Consider the following 17008-nt stretch of genomic DNA (forward strand, 5'->3'; position numbering starts at 1 on the left):
TGTGACGGATTAACTTGTGATTGAGTATCACCTGATATATACGGAAGTAATAGTGAATAGATAAAAGGAATTGTTCCGGGTTTATATGCGACTTCTCAATCGGCTTAATCAATACCAGCGACTCTGGCAGCCGTCTAACGGCGAACCGCAGAACGTGACCGTCGGAGAACTGGCTGAACGCTGCTTCTGTAGCGAGCGGCACGTCCGCACGTTGTTACGCCAGGCGCAGGAGTCTGGCTGGCTGATCTGGGAAGCGCAGTCCGGACGCGGAAAGCGCGGACACCTGCGATTTCTGGTGACCCCGGAATCATTGCGCACCGCGATGATGGAACAGGCGCTGGAAAAGGGTCAACAGCTTAGCGTACTGGAACTGGCGCAACTGGCGCCCGGTGAACTGCGGGCGATGCTGCAGCCCTTTATGGGCGGTCAATGGCAAAACGATACGCCAACGCTGCGTATTCCCTATTACCGCCAGCTTGATCCGCTACATCCCGGTTTTCTTCCAGGGCGTGCCGAGCAGCATTTGGCGGGGCAGATTTTCTCCGGTCTGACGCGCTTTGACAGCCAGACGCAGCTTCCCTGCGGGGATTTAGCCCACCATTGGGACATCTCCGCCGACGGCTTGCGCTGGGACTTCTATATTCGCTCGACGCTGTTCTGGCACAATGGCGACGCGGTAGAGACCGCACAATTGCATCAGCGGCTGCTGATGTTGCGCGAACTCCCGGCGTTGAACCGGCTGTTTATCAGCGTAAAGCATATTGAGGTGACGCATCCTCAGTGTCTGACGTTTATCCTGCACCGCCCGGATTTCTGGCTGGCGCATCGGCTGGCAAGCTACGGCAGCCTGCTGGCGCATCCAGAGCACCCCATCATAGGAACAGGTCCTTTTCGCCTGACTCTATTCACGCCTGAGCTGGTACGTCTGGAAAGCCACGACCATTACCATCTCGCACATCCGTTGTTGAAAGCCATTGAGTACTGGATAACCCCCCAGCTTTTTGCGCAGGATCTGGGTACCAGCTGTCGCCATCCGGTGCAGATAACCATTGGCAAACCCGAAGAGCTCGCGACGGTAAGCCCGGTGAGCACCGGCATCAGCCTCGGTTTTTGCTATCTCACGCTGAAAAAGAGCCCTCGTCTGACGCCACTACAGGCTCGTCGGCTGGTAAGCCTCATCCATCGTTCTTCGCTGCTGCAAACGCTGGATGTGAGGGAAAACCTGATTACGCCCTGTAATGAACTGTTGCCTGGTTGGGCCATCCCGCAGTGGGAGGGGCTGGAAGAGGTTGAGCTGCCGAAAAAAATGACGCTGGTTTATCACCTGCCGGTGGAACTGCATACCATGGCAGAACGTCTGCGCCATACGCTGGCAACCCTCGGTTGCGAACTGACGCTGGTTTTTCATAACGCGAAAACCTGGGATGGCTGTCAACAGCTTGCCGAAGCGGATCTGATGATGGGAGACCGACTGATTGGCGAAGCGCCCGAATATACTCTCGAACAGTGGTTGCGTTGCGATTCGCTCTGGCCGCACGTGCTTGATGCACCGACGTTCTCGCATCTTCAGGCCACGCTGGATGCGTTGCAAAACAGACCAGAAGAGGAACATCGTTTTGCCGCACTACAACAAGTTTTCGCCAGCCTGATGAATGACGCCACGCTGACGCCGCTGTTTAACTATCACTATCGCATCAGCGCGCCGCCGGGCGTGAACGGAGTGCGCCTGAACCCGCGTGGCTGGTTTGAGTTCACTGAAGCCTGGCTGCCGCCACCGGCATCGTGAAGAAGCTGGTCGAGGCGCAACTCTGGCGCTACCATAACGTTTTTGTGAATGATCAGGACAAACCATGAAACGTGCCGTCGTAGTATTTAGTGGAGGTCAGGACTCCACCACCTGTCTGGTGCAGGCGCTGCATCAGTATGATGAAGTGCATTGCGTGACCTTTGATTATGGTCAACGCCATCGCGCAGAGATTGATGTTGCACGTGATCTGGCTCTGAATCTGGGCGCGCGCGCGCGCAAAGTACTGGATGTGACGCTGCTGAGTGAACTGGCCGTCAGCAGTCTGACCCGTGACAACATCCCGGTTCCGGATTACGAACCGGATGCCGATGGGATCCCTAACACCTTTGTCCCTGGACGCAATATTCTGTTTCTGACTCTGGCGGCGATTTATGCTTATCAGGTGAAAGCGGAAGCGGTGATTACCGGCGTCTGTGAGACCGACTTTTCTGGTTACCCTGACTGCCGTAATGATTTTGTCGAAGCGCTGAATCATGCGATCAAACTAGGGATGGCGAAGGATATCCGCTTTGAAACGCCGCTGATGTGGCTTGATAAAGCTGAAACCTGGGCGCTGGCAGACTATTGGGGCAAGCTGGATCTGGTGCGTGAACAAACGCTGACCTGCTACAACGGCATTAAGGGTGACGGTTGCGGCCACTGTGCGGCCTGTAATCTGCGTGCAAATGGCCTGAATCATTATCTGGCGGATAAACCGGCCGTGATGGCCGCAATGAAGCAAAAAACCGGGCTGAAGTAGGTGTGGGTTTCGCCGGATGGCGGTGCTGGCACCTTATCCGGCCTACTCGCAACACGCGATGAACATGTCGGCCTGATAAGCGCAGTGCCATCAGGCAATAAGACGTTACTTCACCATCTGTTCCAGTTTTTCGCGTAACTCCCCTTCCAGCGGCAGCGCTTTTTGCGATTTCAGATCGATACAGACGAACGTAATGAGCGCATCGGCCACCACCTGCCCTTCAGGCTCCAGCGTAATCACCTGACTCAAAATACCGCTTTTCCCGTTTAGCTGTTGTACCTGACTGGTGACGGTCAGCAGGTCACTCAGCACCGCCGGGCGACGATAGTTGATATTAATATTGACCACCACGAAGGCGATATTGTGGGCAGTCATCCATTGAAAGCTATCGCTGCTCTCCAGGCCATCCCAGCGCGCTTCCTCCAGGAACTCAAGGTAGCGGGCATTATTCACGTGCTGATAGACATCAAGATGATAACCACGAACTTTAATCTGTGTTTGCATAGCGCAGAAACCTTACGTTTTTTATAAGAATGTACTCTATGGATTTCCAGTTGCAAAAAGGCGGCAAGTCAGTGAGTCCCGATGAGCTTACTAAAGTAAGTGACTCGCGAACGAACGTAGCCAACGCATCTGTAGCTTGAAAGACATGAGTAGAGAGGCCATAACTGGTATGACCTCTCTTATCCTGGCAAATTTTTGCCACTGCGCAAGTTATTAAAGTGTTAAAATTGACAGATTACGTTCTACCAGCGAATTTCCCATCCCCGGCACCTGCTTGAGATCCTCCACCGTTTTAAACGGGCCGTATTCCTCACGGTAGCTGACTATCGCCTGCGCTTTCTTCAGACCAACGCCATTCATCGCCCGTGCCAGCTCCTCTGCCGACGCGGTATTAATACTAACCCTGGTGCCCTCCTCGGCGCCGGCTTTCGCCGGAACAGCGGCTTTGTTTTGCCCTGCGGCCGGTGCTTGCGCGTTAGTCTCCACCACCGCGCTTTTCGCAGCCGCTGTCGATGTCGCCGCCAGCGAGCTTTGCGTCATACCTGCGCAGGCAAATGAAAGAGTGATAAGCAACGCTTTGATTCCATGTTTCATACTGTTTTCTCCTTGTTTGTTAACAGTGGAATCACGATAGCGAGGCGAAACCCAACGAACAAATGGCAAATTTCAGAAATGGAAAAGGCCGCGAAAGCGGCCTTCAGGAGTTGCAACGGTAGTGCAATGATTTGCGAGAAGCCTCGACGATTACGGCTGCTGATCCATTGCATCGCCGATTTTAATTTTCGCCGCTTTGCGCAGGTTACTCATCAGCGCTTCAAAGACAATCTGCGCATTGTTCTGGGTGATCCCCTGAACCATCGCTTTCTTCTGCTCTTCCGGCATCGAACCCGCTTTCACGTCGTCCAGCGCCAACAGAACCACATTGCCCTGCATATCGTTGGCAACGCCATAACTCGGCTTGTCCTTCGCCGGCAGGCTCAGACCAAACGCCGCCTGGCTAACCGGATCCTGACCCGTACGACTCAGCGTTTTAGACTCGCCAAAGCTCAGACCTGCGGCTTTCATTGCTTCAGCGCCTTTACCGGCCTTCAGCTCAACCAACAGTTTTTCCGCATCCAGTTTAGCCTGCTGCTCTGCTTTGTTGTGCTTAACCAGCGCCGTAACCTGATCTTTCACTTCAGACAGCGGCTTCACGGCTTCTGCCTTGTGCTCACTGATACGCAGGACAAACGCGCGGTCACCATCCACGGTGATGATATCGGAGTTTCTGCCCGGCGCGCCGTTTTCCCCCAACAGAGCACCATCAAAAATGGCGTCAGATACCGGTTTGAAATTCAGCTCTTCCGGCAGGTTGTCGTGGCTGAACCAGCCAGTTTGTACCGCTTTCGCACCAGCCGCCTGTTCGGCACCGGCCAGAGATTCCGTGTCATTGTTCGCCGCGTCGCTCACTTTCTGCTGTAAGGCAAAGTAAGCATCCAGCGCTTTTTCCTGTTTCACTTTCGCGGCGATATCATCGCGAACGTCGTTCAGCGGCTTCACAATTGCCGGCTGAATGTCGTCCAGACGTACGACCAGGAAGCCAACAGAGGATTTAATGACGCCAGAAAGCTGACCTTTCTCTTTCAGTCCAGCATTTTTCAGTTCATCCGGGGTGGTGGCTTCTTCCAGCCAGCCCATATCGCCGCCGTTGCGGGCAGAGATGATATCGGCAGATTTTTCTTTCGCCAGAGCAGCAAAGTCACCGCCTTTGTTCAGCGCGTCCAGCACCGCTTTCGCTTCATCTTCCGTTTTGGTCTGGATGATGCTGTAACGGTTACGCTGCGCCTGCGTGAACTGATCCTGGTGCTGATCGTAATAAGACTGAATATCTTCATCACTCACCGGCTTTTGCATCGACGCCGCATCCAGCTTGATGTAGCTGACGCGGAACTGTTCCGGGGTCATGAAGCTATTTTTGTTCTGCTCATAATAGCTGGCCACTTCCTGGTCCGTCACCGACTGCTTTGCAGCAAGCGCGTTAACGTCAATCGTGGCTTCACGGACGATACGCTGCTGAGAGACCAGCGCCGCCAGTTCATCGGTCTCGCCTTTGAGCATGAAATCGGTGCCTGCGACGCCGCTGATGAGTTGTTGAGTGGTCAGTTGATTACGTAGCGCCTGCGCATACTGGTCAGCGGTCATCCCCATCTGATTCACAATCGCGTTGTAGCGGTTGTTATCAAACTTGCCGTCCACCTGGAATGCCGGCGTGGAGAGAATGGCCTGTTTCACCTGTTCGTCGCTGATACTCAGTTTGAGTTCGCGGGCATACTGGTCAAGCAGCGCTTCATCAATCAAACGATTGAGCGTCTGCTGGCGCAGCGTTTTCATGTAACCTTCGTTCGCCGCGAGCTCAGAATACCGATCGCCCAACTGCTGCTGCATGCGATTACGTTCGCTGTTGAACGCATTCTCAAACTGCCCACGGCTGATTTCCTGGTCATTCACTTTAGCGGCGTAGTTGTTGCCTCCGCCAATCAGGTAACCACTCACGCCGGTCAGAATGAACGACACGATAATGATTCCGAAAATAATCTTGAGCACGAGACTGTTTGCAGCCGTGCGTAAGCTGTCCATCATGGTGTAACCACACTCCGCTGTAGGTGACTATACACTGCATCATTCAGGCTGCTTCGTCATGAACTGGCCCGATGCAACGTGAATATCTTTGTGTATATACGCATTACGCAGCATAGCGTTTCCTGAACACTGCGCATAAAGGTCTATTGTGACAAGAAACGGGGGCAATTGTCAGCCCACAACGTGTATAAAATCGCTGCAAAAATAAAAAAGGCACATCAGTTGATGCGCCCTTGTACTGAGTCCTGTCCCCGGAAGGGGATCACGCTTAGTTTACTGCGTCTTTCAGTGCTTTACCTGCACGGAAACCAGGTACTTTGGCGGCAGCAATGGCGATCTCTTTACCTGTTTGCGGGTTGCGACCAGTACGGGCAGCACGCTCTTTAACAGCAAAAGTACCAAAACCTACCAGCGCAACGTCATCCCCTTCTTTCAGAGATTCGGTAACAGAAGCAATAATTGCGTCTAACGCACGCCCAGCCGCAGCTTTGGAGATATCAGCCCCTGCAGCAATTTTGTCGATCAGTTGAGATTTATTCACTCTTCTCTTCCTCATTATAATTTATATCGCACCTGAGTCCTTCAAAGTACGACCGCGCAGCAGTTATATCAGGCCTGCCATGCCCTTACAACACCCGATAATGATGGCAAGCCCAATCCGTCATCTAAATTAGCTATACAAAAAAAGGCTGGCAAGTACGAAATGGCCTGCCAGCCCTGTTTTTATTAGTGCTCTTTGCGCGAGGTCACTATTTTGCCGTCACAACCTGCATTCCAGAGGGTTCATTTTGCAAAGCGAGGGTCAAAACCTCTTCAATGCGTTTCACCGGATGGATGTCCAAATCGGCAATAACATTGTCCGGAATCTCTTCCAGGTCGCGTTTGTTTTCATCTGGAATTAAGACCGTTTTAATACCACCACGGTGTGCAGCCAGAAGTTTTTCTTTTAACCCACCGATCGGCAGTACCTGACCACGCAGGGTGATCTCACCGGTCATCGCCACATCAGCACGCACCGGGTTGCCGGTCAGACAGGAAACCAGCGCGGTACACATCGCAATACCAGCGCTCGGACCGTCTTTCGGCGTCGCCCCTTCTGGTACGTGAACGTGAATATCGCGTTTTTCGTAAAAGTCCGGATTAATACCCAGTTTTTCCGCGCGCGCGCGTACTACGGTCAGCGCTGCCTGGATGGATTCCTGCATCACTTCACCCAGCGAACCGGTGTAGGTCAGCTTGCCTTTGCCCGGTACGCAGGCGGTTTCGATGGTCAACAGGTCGCCGCCCACCTCCGTCCACGCCAGACCGGTCACCTGGCCGACACGGTTTTCATTATCCGCACGACCATAGTCAAAGCGCTGTACGCCCAGGTAGTCGTGCAGGTTATCGCCATTGATCACAATATGTTTCAGTGACTTATCCAGCAGCAACTGCTTAACCGCTTTACGGCACAGTTTGGAGATTTCACGCTCCAGACTACGCACGCCAGCTTCACGGGTGTAGTAACGAATAATGCCGATAATGGCGCTGTCGTCGACCGTCAGTTCACCTTTCTTCAGCGCATTACGTTCGATCTGTTTCGGCAGCAGATGCTGCTTGGCAATGTTCAGCTTCTCGTCTTCGGTATAACCGGACAGACGGATCACTTCCATACGATCCAGCAGCGGTGCCGGAATGTTCATGGAGTTGGAGGTCGCTACAAACATCACGTCGCTGAGATCGTAGTCCACTTCCAGGTAATGATCGCTGAACGCCACGTTCTGCTCAGGATCCAGCACCTCAAGCAGTGCGGATGCCGGATCGCCACGCATGTCAGAAGACATTTTGTCGATCTCATCAAGCAGGAACAGCGGGTTTTTAACGCCCACTTTGGCCATTTTCTGGATCAGTTTACCCGGCATAGAACCGATATACGTCCGACGGTGACCACGAATTTCCGCTTCATCACGCACGCCGCCCAGCGCCATACGGATGTATTTACGCCCGGTCGCTTTAGCGATGGACTGACCCAGAGAGGTTTTACCCACCCCCGGCGGTCCCACCAGGCACAGGATCGGTCCCTTGATTTTGTTTACACGGCTTTGTACCGCGAGATACTCAAGGATGCGGTCTTTCACACGTTCCAGACCGTAATGGTCGGTATCGAGGATTTCCTGCGCCTGACGCAGGTCTTTTTTGACCTTGCTACGCGCATTCCACGGCACCTGTACCATCCAGTCGATATAGCCACGCACGACGGTCGCTTCAGCCGACATCGGAGACATCATTTTCAGCTTCTGTAGTTCAGCTTCGGCTTTCTCTTTCGCCTCTTTCGGCATTTTCGCCGCGTCGATCTTACGCTTCAGCGCTTCGTTTTCGTCCGGCGCGTCGTCCATTTCACCGAGTTCTTTCTGAATCGCCTTCATCTGCTCATTCAGATAGTACTCACGCTGAGATTTCTCCATCTGCTTTTTCACGCGGTTGCGAATACGCTTCTCAACCTGCAACAGATCGATTTCGGACTCCATCATCGCCATCAGATACTCCAGACGCTCGTTCACGTCTGACATTTCCAGCACGGACTGTTTATCCGCTAACTTCAACGGCATATGGGCCGCGATGGTGTCCGCCAGGCGCGCCGGATCGTCGATGCTATTGAGCGACGTCAGCACTTCTGGTGGGATTTTCTTGTTCAGCTTGATATAGCCTTCGAACTGACTAATAGCCGTCCGTACCAGCACTTCCTGTTCGCGCTCATCAATAGCAGGCGAATCAAGATATTCCGCTTTCGCAGAGAAGTGCTCGCCGTTATCAGACAGCGCAGAAATACGCGCACGCTGTAACCCCTCGACCAGCACTTTGACGGTGCCGTCAGGCAATTTCAGCATCTGCAAAATAGAGGCCACGGTCCCGACGGTGAAAAGATCGTTTACACCCGGCTCATCCGTTGATGCTTCTTTCTGGGCGACCAGCATGATTTTTTTATCATGGTCCATAGCCGCTTCCAGACAACGGATAGATTTTTCCCGCCCTACAAACAAGGGTATGACCATGTGCGGATAAACCACCACATCGCGCAACGGCAATACGGGGATTTCAATGCGTTCAGAACGCTCAGGATTCATAGAGCTCTCTCTTAGTTTAGTGTCCGCCAGGTAATCAGATGGCATAGCTGTGCTTCACGCCACCTTTAACATGTATGTCAGTATATGGGGATGTTTCCCACACATTCAACGCCATGTTTACGGAAAAATAAAAGGGGAGATAAAATCCCCCCTTTCTGATTAACTGATTGTATGAATTGGTTAATTATTCACCAGATGCCTGCTGCGCTTCCGGCTTACCGTAAATCAGTAATGGCTTGCTCTGACCGCCGATCACCGACTCATCAATCACCACTTTTTCGACGTCTTCCATTGAAGGCAGATCGTACATGGTATCCAACAGCGCGGCTTCTACGATGGAACGCAGACCACGGGCACCGGTTTTACGCGCCATCGCTTTGCGGGCAATCGCATCCAGCGCTTCGTCGCGGAATTCCAGGTCAACGCCTTCGAGGTTGAACAACGCCTGATACTGCTTGGTCAGGGCGTTTTTCGGCTCTTTCAGGATCTGGATCAGCGCTTCTTCGCTCAGTTCACTCAGCGTCGCCACGACCGGCAGACGACCGATGAACTCAGGAATCAGACCGAACTTGATCAAATCTTCCGGTTCTACCTGCGAGAGCAGTTCGCCTTCGCTGGCCTTGTCGGATTTCGCTTTCACCGTCGCGCCAAAGCCAATGCCGGAGCCGGTTTCAACGCGGTTGGCGATCACTTTATCCAGACCGGCAAATGCGCCGCCACAGATAAACAGGATCTTAGAGGTATCTACCTGCAAGAATTCCTGTTGCGGATGTTTACGTCCACCCTGCGGCGGAACGGCGGCAACCGTCCCTTCGATCAGTTTCAGCAGCGCCTGCTGTACGCCTTCGCCGGAAACGTCACGGGTAATCGACGGGTTGTCAGACTTGCGGGAAATCTTATCAATTTCATCGATATAGACGATACCACGCTGTGCCTTCTGCACATCGTAGTCGCACTTCTGCAACAGTTTCTGAATAATGTTCTCAACGTCTTCACCCACGTAACCCGCTTCGGTCAGCGTGGTGGCATCCGCCATCGTGAACGGGACGTCCAGCAGACGCGCCAGCGTTTCCGCCAACAGCGTTTTACCGGAACCGGTCGGGCCGATCAGCAGAATGTTACTTTTGCCCAATTCGACGCCATTGCTGGTGTCGCCATTGCGCAGACGTTTGTAGTGGTTGTATACCGCGACCGCCAGCACTTTCTTCGCCTGTTCCTGACCAATGACGTAATCGTCAAGGTGGTTACGAATTTCGTGTGGCGTCGGCAGCGCACTGCGTTCACGATGCGGTGCAACTTCCTTAATCTCTTCGCGAATGATGTCGTTACACAAATCGACACATTCATCGCAGATATACACGGATGGACCGGCGATGAGCTTACGCACTTCATGCTGGCTTTTGCCGCAAAAAGAGCAGTACAACAATTTGCCCGAGCCATCTTTGCGTTTATCTGTCATGAGTCAAAACCTCTTCTTTGTTCTTTGTGCCGCACACGACGACGCAAAATGCCATTCTCAGGCGCAACTCGCTTTGTCGCGTTGTGCCGCCCCTGGTAAGTATAGCGGCAGAGTTGCGCCCCGGGCATCAATTACGATGGGTCAAAATCGAGTCGACTAAGCCATACTCAACTGCCTCAGCGGCAGAGAGGAAGCGATCGCGCTCAGTATCACGTTCAATCTGCTCAAGAGATTGACCCGTATGGTGTGCCATAAGTTCGTTCATACGCCCTTTTACTTTCAGGATTTCACGGGCGTGAATTTCAATATCTGTTGCCTGACCCTGGTAACCACCCAACGGCTGGTGAATCATAACGCGGGAGTTCGGCAGGCAGAAACGTTTACCTTTCGCCCCGGCTGTCAGCAAGAACGCGCCCATCGAGGCCGCCTGGCCCATACAGATGGTGCTGACGTCTGGCTTAATAAACTGCATGGTGTCATAAATCGACATGCCTGCGGTGATCACGCCACCCGGAGAGTTAATGTACAGGTAGATATCTTTTTCCGGGTTTTCCGCTTCCAGGAACAGCATCTGCGCCACAATCAGGTTAGCCATATGATCTTCGACCTGGCCGGTCAGAAAAATGACACGTTCCTTAAGTAGACGAGAGTAGATATCAAAAGAGCGCTCACCACGTGAGGTCTGTTCAATGACCATCGGCACCAGCGCCATATGGGGTGCAAAGTTATCTCGTTCGCCGCTGTATGACATTTCCGTCTCCTGGATAAAAAATGAAAAAACCTGCTGTACCGATTGTAACCTTATGGACGGATTATCAGCTAGTCCCTCTGTTATGGGTACGGCATCGCCATAATTCAAGCATAACAATCTTTTGCTTTAACGCTAACACCGAAAAACGCTTTTTCGCACTCTTCCATGCAAAAGTCGTGACAAAAAAAAGACCCGCCACCTGACGGTGACGGGCCTTTGTGCGAATTTCGCGCGATTAAGCGGAATTACGCCTGCTGGTTCATCAGCTCATTGAAGGTCGTGGCTTTTTCAGTCACTTTCGCTTTCGCCAGAACCGCTTCAACAGCCTGTTCTTCCAGAGCGACGTTGCGCATGTTGTCCATCAGCTCTTTATTTTTGCTGTAGAACTCGATCACTTCTTTCGGATCTTCGTAAGCAGAAGCCATCTCTTCGATCAGGCCCTTCACGCGATCTTCATCCGCTTTCAGTTCATTGGTACGAATCACTTCGCCCAGCAGCAAACCAACCACTACGCGACGCTTAGCCTGTTCTTCGAACAGTTCACGCGGCAGTTCCAGAGCTTGTTTCTCGTTACCGCCGAAACGCTGAGCAGCCTGACGACGCAGAACGTCGATTTCGCTGTCGATCAGAGCAGCAGGAACGTCGATGTCGTTCGCTTTCACCAGACCGTCGATGGCCTGAGTTTTAACACGGTTACGCACTGCGCCTTTCAGCTCGCGTTCCATGTTTTTACGCACTTCAGCACGCAGACCGGCAACAGAACCATCTTCAACGCCGAAACGTTTGATGAATTCTTCAGTCAGTTCCGGCAGCTCACGCTCTTCCACTTTCTTCAGGTTAATGGCAAATTTCGCCGCTTTACCTTTCAGGTTTTCAGCGTGGTAGTCTTCCGGGAAGGTCACGTCGATGGTGAACTCTTCGCCTGCTTTGTGACCTTTGATACCGTCTTCAAAGCCCGGGATCATACGACCCTGGCCCATTGCCAGTACGAAATCAGACGCTTTACCGCCTTCGAACTCTTCGCCGTCTACAGAACCAGTAAAGTCGAGGGTGACGCGGTCTTCTGCATCCGCAGCGCCGTCTTTATCTTTCCAGGTCGCCTGCTGCTTACGCAGAGTGTCCAGCATCACGTCAACATCGGCGTCGGTAACGTCAACAACCGGTTTTTCAACTTCGATTGCGTCCAGACCGGTCAGTTCAACTTCCGGATAGACTTCGAATTCAACCGCGTAGGTGAAGTCTTCACCCAGTTTGTATTCGCCCGGAACGTAGTTCGGTGCACCCGCTGGATTGATTTTTTCTTTGATGATGGCATCAACGAAGTTGCGGCTCATCAGGTCACCCAGAACGTCCTGGCGAACAGACGCGCCATAACGCTGAGCAACAACATTCATCGGTACTTTGCCTTTACGGAAGCCGTCAATACGTACTTTCTTCGCTACGTTGACCAGCTCGCTTTTAACAGCGGTCTCGATGCTGTCAGCAGCGATAGTAATCGTTACACGGCGGCCAAGGCCTTGAGTGGTTTCAACTGAAACTTGCATCTTGTTACCTCAAAAAATCACAGTGCTCGGTCAACTCTACTCCGCAAGCACAGATTATTAGCTTCGCGGAACCGGGATGTTCTCTTAATCAATCACATTCCCTGTCGTCAGAATCATCCCGAAGACATTCAAATAAGACGCGGCATTATAGCGGCATCACTTTTATGAGTCGAGAACGGTTATTGCGCGTTGCTGCGGCATTTTTCACAATTCCCGGCTATTTTTGCCCTGAAAAGGGTCTGACCAGTGCAAAATTCAGACAAAACAAAACGGCCCGCAGGCCGTTTTCACATAATCTTTAGCAACATACTGGAAAAACGCCAGCGGTTGCAAATGCGTTTTTAAGCGATGCTTCCCGCTCCACGACACGGTGGCGACGCAAAGATCGTATCCTGCAATCCTTCCCATTCTTTAATGGTATAGGTATGTAGCGCCAGCGCATGGACCGTTGTGGACAGTTCTGCGGTTAACGTACCGTAGATCATCCGATGACGATTCAAAAAACGCTCGCCGGTAAAGCGATCGCTAACCAGAACGACTTTAAAATGGCTTTCTGAACCAGCCGGGACATTGTGACGATAGCTTTCATCCACGACTTCGAGGAACACGGGTTGGAACGCTGCCCTTAATTTTTCTTCTATTTGCTCACGTATCATCATGATATATCTCCTCAAACGGCGCTGAGATGTCACCCATCCCTTTAAATATTAGCCGCTTTTACCGGTTCCATTACACCATTACAACAAAAATTTAGCCTTCGTCTGATTTTCGCTGTCAAAGCGATGAAGTTTACTGATTCAACCCTTTGGTCGATGGCATAAACCCCAAATTTAATCCCTGTCACCTCATTATTCGGACAACATGATGAATTTACATACGTTACCCACTTCCCCTCGCCGTTGGCGATGTTATGATGGCGGAAATTATTCTCTATCCATATGATTCAGAGTTACTGAGAACACGAACATGCTAAAAAAAATCCTCTTCCCGTTAATCGCGCTTTTCATGCTGGCAGGCTGTGCGACACCGCCAACCACGATTGACGTTTCGCCTAAAATCACGCTTCCGCAGCAGGATCCCAGTCTGATGGGTGTGACCGTCAGCATCAACGGCGCCGATCAGCGTCCGGACCAGGCGCTGGCGAAAGTGACCCGCGACAATCAACTGGTCACGCTGACCGCTTCTCGCGATCTGCGCTTCCTGTTACAAGAAGTACTGGAAAAACAGATGACCTCCCGCGGTTATATGGTAGGCCCGAACGGTGCGGTCAACCTGCAGATTATCGTGAACCAGCTGTATGCCGACGTATCTCAGGGCAACGTTCGCTACAACATCGCGACCAAAGCGGATATCGCTATCATCGCCACCGCAGCGAATGGCAACAAGATGACCAAAAACTACCGTGCCAGCTACTCTGTTGAAGGGGCTTTCCAGGCCACCAACAAGAATATCGCTAACGCGGTTAACAGCGTCCTGACCGACACTATCGCTGACATGTCTCAGGACACCAGCGTCCACGATTTCATCAAGCAAAACGCGCGTTAATTCCGTCTACTGACCCGGCACCTCGCCGGGTCAGTTTTCATGCCCATGTCCAATCATTACTTACGCATTTTTCAGCAACCGAAATCAGCCATTTTGCTGATGCTAGGCTTTGCCTCCGGTCTGCCGCTCGCACTCACCTCCGGTACGCTTCAGGCGTGGATGACCGTCGAAAATATCGACCTGAAAACCATCGGTTTCTTTTCGCTGGTCGGTCAGGCCTATGTCTTTAAGTTTCTCTGGTCTCCGGTCATGGACCGTTACACGCCGCCCTTTTTAGGCCGTCGGCGCGGATGGTTACTGACGACACAATGTCTCTTACTGATTTCCATCGCCGCAATGGGCTTTCTGGAACCGGGAACCCAGTTACGCTGGATGGCAGCGCTGGCGGTAGTGATTGCCTTTTGCTCGGCCTCGCAGGACATCGTGTTTGACGCCTGGAAAACGGACGTCTTAACCGCAGAAGAGCGCGGAACCGGTGCGGCAATCAGCGTGCTCGGCTACCGTCTCGGGATGCTGGTGTCCGGCGGACTGGCACTGTGGATGGCCGACCGCTGGCTCGGCTGGCAGGGCATGTACTGGCTGATGGCGGCATTTCTGATCCCCTGCATTATTTCCACGCTGCTCGCTCCCGAACCGACTGACACTATTCCAGTGCCAAAAACGCTGGAACAGGCAGTGGCCGCCCCGCTGCGCGATTTCTTTGGTCGCAACAACGCCTGGCTGATTTTGCTGCTCATCATCCTTTATAAGCTGGGTGATGCCTTCGCGATGACCCTGACCACCACCTTTTTGATTCGTGGCGTTGGCTTCGACGCCGGTGAAGTCGGCGTCGTCAATAAAACGCTGGGATTGATTGCCACCATTATTGGCGCGCTGTACGGCGGGGTATTGATGCAACGTTTGACGCTGTTTCGCGCGTTGCTGCTTTTCGGCATCCTGCAGGGCGTCTCTAACACCGGATACTGGCTCCTTTCGGTGACGGACAAACACATGTTCAGCATGGCTGCCGCCGTGTTTTTCGAAAACCTGTGCGGGGGAATGGGCACGTCGGCGTTTGTCGCGCTGCTGATGACGCTGTGTAATAAGTCGTTTTCCGCCACCCAGTTTGCCCTGTTGTCGGCACTTTCTGCCGTGGGGCGCGTCTATGTTGGTCCGGTTGCCGGCTGGTTTGTCGAAGCCCACGGCTGGTCGACATTTTATCTTTTCTCGGTTGTGGCGGCCGTTCCGGGTCTGCTATTGCTGTTGGTGTGTCGGCAAACGCTGGAGTACACGCGACAGAGCGAAAGTTTCCTGCCGCGCACAGAGTTCCGTTCAGCCTACAGTCTGGCATTATGGATCCTGATGACAGGATGTGCGTTGCTCGCCGTCTGGCTGCTGCTCCTGTCGATGAACGCGCTGGACTTTACTAACTTCTCCTTCCTCGCAGGATTACTGGAAATCGCGTTATCTGTCGCCATTTTCGGCATCGTGTTTGGCGGATTGCTCGACTATCTGGCGCTGCGCAAAACGCGACTGGTGTAAACTGCCGCTCTTATTTAGCCGTTGTAATCACCCTGCGTAATTATATCGACTAAATAAACAGCAACTGAAAAAATTAATATTTGTTGTTTTGTGCGCAATAGAATCTGGAAATTATTGACGCCTTTTATAGGTTTTATTTTCCTTGATCGATTCAGCCTGAACACATTTATATTTTGTATTTAATTTGTCTCTTTATTGATAATCAGTTGTTAAGCAATTGTTTTATTTTCGCATTGGTTATACCAATTGCCCTCCTGTCACCTCCCTGAAGTCTCCTTTCGTTATAACGTGATGTTGCAACAGGTTCTTAATGTAGTGGCGACACATCTTGCAACATATGTGACACGGGCGGCAGAACCCGGTAACACAGATCCAATGATGTTTACAGTAATGTAACCTTCCCGTAAAATGCCCACACACTTTAAACGCCACCAGGTCCCGTGGAATTGAGGTCGTTAAATGAGACTCAGGAAATACAATAAAAGTTTGGGATGGATGTCATTAATTGCAGGCACTGCATTACTCAGTGGCTGTAATTCTGCGCTGTTAGATCCCAAAGGACAGATTGGACTGGAGCAACGTTCACTGATACTGACGGCATTTGGCCTGATGTTGATCGTCGTTATTCCTGCAATCTTGATGGCTGTAGGTTTTGCCTGGAAGTACCGTGCAAGCAATAAAGATGCGAAGTATAGCCCGAACTGGTCACACTCCAATAAAGTGGAAGCTGTGGTCTGGACGGTGCCTATCTTAATCATTATTTTCCTTGCGGTGTTGACCTGGAAAACCACTCACGCTCTTGAGCCAAGCAAGCCGCTGGCGCATGACGAGAAGCCCATTACCATCGAAGTGGTTTCCATGGACTGGAAATGGTTCTTCATCTACCCGGAACAGGGCATTGCTACCGTGAATGAAATCGCCTTCCCGGCGAACACTCCGGTTTACTTCAAAGTGACCTCCAACTCCGTGATGAACTCCTTCTTCATCCCACGTCTGGGTAGCCAGATTTATGCCATGGCCGGTATGCAGACTCGACTGCATCTGATCGCCAATGAAGCCGGTACCTATGATGGTATCTCCGCAAGCTATAGCGGACCTGGCTTCTCCGGTATGAAATTCAAGGCTATCGCTACACAGGACCGCGCCGCATTCGACCAATGGGTTGCTAAAGCGAAACAGTCACCGAACACCATGAGCGACATGGCTGCGTTCGAGAAAGTGGCTGCGCCAAGCGAATACAACCAGGTGGAATACTTCTCCAACGTGAAACCCGATTTGTTTAAAGACGTTATTAACAAATTTATGGCTCACGGTAAGAGCATGGACATGACCCAACCCGAAGGTGAGCACAACGCACACGAAGGCATGGAAGGCATGGACATGAGCCACGCGGAATCCGCTCACTAAGGGGCCGA

General features: G+C 52.1%; 14 protein-coding genes. 5 read left to right on the plus strand and 9 right to left on the minus strand.

Annotation, left to right across the window (positions count from 1 at the left end; genetic code table 11):
- Positions 1-85 precede the first annotated feature (85 nt).
- Entirely contained in the window at positions 86-1786 is a 1701-nt protein-coding gene (locus tag GBC03_23700) for an SgrR family transcriptional regulator (GenBank protein QFS72989.1), read from the plus strand.
- A 64-nt stretch (positions 1787-1850) separates the two neighbouring features.
- Complete coding sequence (queC, locus tag GBC03_23705; protein QFS72990.1) at positions 1851-2546, plus strand: 7-cyano-7-deazaguanine synthase QueC; 696 nt, start codon at positions 1851-1853, stop codon at positions 2544-2546.
- Positions 2547-2651: 105 nt separating this feature from the next.
- On the opposite strand, the gene GBC03_23710 is transcribed toward queC, so the two are convergent.
- The 9 genes from GBC03_23710 to bolA all read right to left on the minus strand — a co-directional run bounded on the left by GBC03_23710 (position 2652) and on the right by bolA (position 13186).
- Entirely contained in the window at positions 2652-3050 is a 399-nt protein-coding gene (locus GBC03_23710; protein ID QFS72991.1) for a YbgC/FadM family acyl-CoA thioesterase, read from the minus strand.
- Between the two features lie 213 nt (positions 3051-3263).
- On the minus strand, positions 3264-3644 hold the full coding sequence (locus tag GBC03_23715; GenBank protein ID QFS72992.1) for a hypothetical protein: 381 nt from the start codon (positions 3642-3644) through the stop codon (positions 3264-3266).
- Between the two features lie 150 nt (positions 3645-3794).
- Complete coding sequence (gene ppiD / locus GBC03_23720) at positions 3795-5669, minus strand: peptidylprolyl isomerase (GenBank protein ID QFS72993.1); 1875 nt, start codon at positions 5667-5669, stop codon at positions 3795-3797.
- 268 nt (positions 5670-5937) lie between these two features.
- Positions 5938-6210: a DNA-binding protein HU-beta gene (gene hupB / locus GBC03_23725; protein ID QFS72994.1), complete on the minus strand. Its 273-nt coding sequence runs from the start codon at positions 6208-6210 to the stop codon at positions 5938-5940.
- A 208-nt stretch (positions 6211-6418) separates the two neighbouring features.
- Positions 6419-8773: an endopeptidase La gene (locus tag GBC03_23730; protein ID QFS72995.1), complete on the minus strand. Its 2355-nt coding sequence runs from the start codon at positions 8771-8773 to the stop codon at positions 6419-6421.
- 184 nt (positions 8774-8957) lie between these two features.
- The gene (gene clpX, locus GBC03_23735; protein QFS72996.1) at positions 8958-10232 is read right to left on the minus strand and encodes an ATP-dependent protease ATP-binding subunit ClpX; all 1275 of its coding nucleotides are present in this window, start codon (positions 10230-10232) and stop codon (positions 8958-8960) included.
- 127 nt (positions 10233-10359) lie between these two features.
- A complete protein-coding gene (gene clpP / locus GBC03_23740; GenBank protein QFS72997.1) occupies positions 10360-10983 on the minus strand; it encodes an ATP-dependent Clp endopeptidase proteolytic subunit ClpP in 624 nt (207 codons plus the stop codon).
- Positions 10984-11228: 245 nt separating this feature from the next.
- On the minus strand, positions 11229-12527 hold the full coding sequence (locus tag GBC03_23745) for a trigger factor (protein QFS72998.1): 1299 nt from the start codon (positions 12525-12527) through the stop codon (positions 11229-11231).
- 341 nt (positions 12528-12868) lie between these two features.
- Positions 12869-13186, minus strand: coding sequence for a transcriptional regulator BolA (gene bolA, locus GBC03_23750; GenBank protein QFS72999.1), 318 nt, complete (start codon positions 13184-13186; stop codon positions 12869-12871).
- A gap of 307 nt (positions 13187-13493) precedes the next feature.
- On the opposite strand from bolA, the gene GBC03_23755 reads away from it, so the two are divergent.
- The 3 genes from GBC03_23755 to GBC03_23765 all read left to right on the plus strand — a co-directional run bounded on the left by GBC03_23755 (position 13494) and on the right by GBC03_23765 (position 17000).
- Positions 13494-14072 carry a hypothetical protein gene (locus GBC03_23755; GenBank protein ID QFS73000.1) on the plus strand — a complete coding sequence of 193 codons (579 nt, stop codon included), beginning with the start codon at positions 13494-13496 and terminating at the stop codon, positions 14070-14072.
- 45 nt (positions 14073-14117) lie between these two features.
- Positions 14118-15593 carry a muropeptide MFS transporter AmpG gene (gene ampG / locus GBC03_23760; GenBank protein ID QFS74113.1) on the plus strand — a complete coding sequence of 492 codons (1476 nt, stop codon included), beginning with the start codon at positions 14118-14120 and terminating at the stop codon, positions 15591-15593.
- Between the two features lie 459 nt (positions 15594-16052).
- A complete protein-coding gene (locus GBC03_23765) occupies positions 16053-17000 on the plus strand; it encodes a cytochrome o ubiquinol oxidase subunit II (GenBank protein QFS73001.1) in 948 nt (315 codons plus the stop codon).
- The last annotated feature ends 8 nt before the right edge of the window (positions 17001-17008 follow it).

Origin of the sequence: Citrobacter telavivensis (assembly GCA_009363175.1) — a bacterium.
Taxonomy (GTDB): domain Bacteria; phylum Pseudomonadota; class Gammaproteobacteria; order Enterobacterales; family Enterobacteriaceae; genus Citrobacter_A; species Citrobacter_A telavivensis.

Coding starts and splice junctions, on each gene's coding strand:
- bolA (QFS72999.1), bottom strand. CDS start 13,186: ATGATGATACGTGAGCAAATAGAAGAAAAATTAAGGGCAGCGTTCCAA.
- GBC03_23700 (QFS72989.1), top strand. CDS start 86: ATGCGACTTCTCAATCGGCTTAATCAATACCAGCGACTCTGGCAGCCG.
- clpX (QFS72996.1), bottom strand. CDS start 10,232: ATGACAGATAAACGCAAAGATGGCTCGGGCAAATTGTTGTACTGCTCT.
- queC (QFS72990.1), top strand. CDS start 1,851: ATGAAACGTGCCGTCGTAGTATTTAGTGGAGGTCAGGACTCCACCACC.
- GBC03_23765 (QFS73001.1), top strand. CDS start 16,053: ATGAGACTCAGGAAATACAATAAAAGTTTGGGATGGATGTCATTAATT.
- GBC03_23710 (QFS72991.1), bottom strand. CDS start 3,050: ATGCAAACACAGATTAAAGTTCGTGGTTATCATCTTGATGTCTATCAG.
- GBC03_23715 (QFS72992.1), bottom strand. CDS start 3,644: ATGAAACATGGAATCAAAGCGTTGCTTATCACTCTTTCATTTGCCTGC.
- clpP (QFS72997.1), bottom strand. CDS start 10,983: ATGTCATACAGCGGCGAACGAGATAACTTTGCACCCCATATGGCGCTG.
- ppiD (QFS72993.1), bottom strand. CDS start 5,669: ATGATGGACAGCTTACGCACGGCTGCAAACAGTCTCGTGCTCAAGATT.
- ampG (QFS74113.1), top strand. CDS start 14,118: ATGTCCAATCATTACTTACGCATTTTTCAGCAACCGAAATCAGCCATT.
- GBC03_23755 (QFS73000.1), top strand. CDS start 13,494: ATGCTAAAAAAAATCCTCTTCCCGTTAATCGCGCTTTTCATGCTGGCA.
- GBC03_23730 (QFS72995.1), bottom strand. CDS start 8,773: ATGAATCCTGAGCGTTCTGAACGCATTGAAATCCCCGTATTGCCGTTG.
- GBC03_23745 (QFS72998.1), bottom strand. CDS start 12,527: ATGCAAGTTTCAGTTGAAACCACTCAAGGCCTTGGCCGCCGTGTAACG.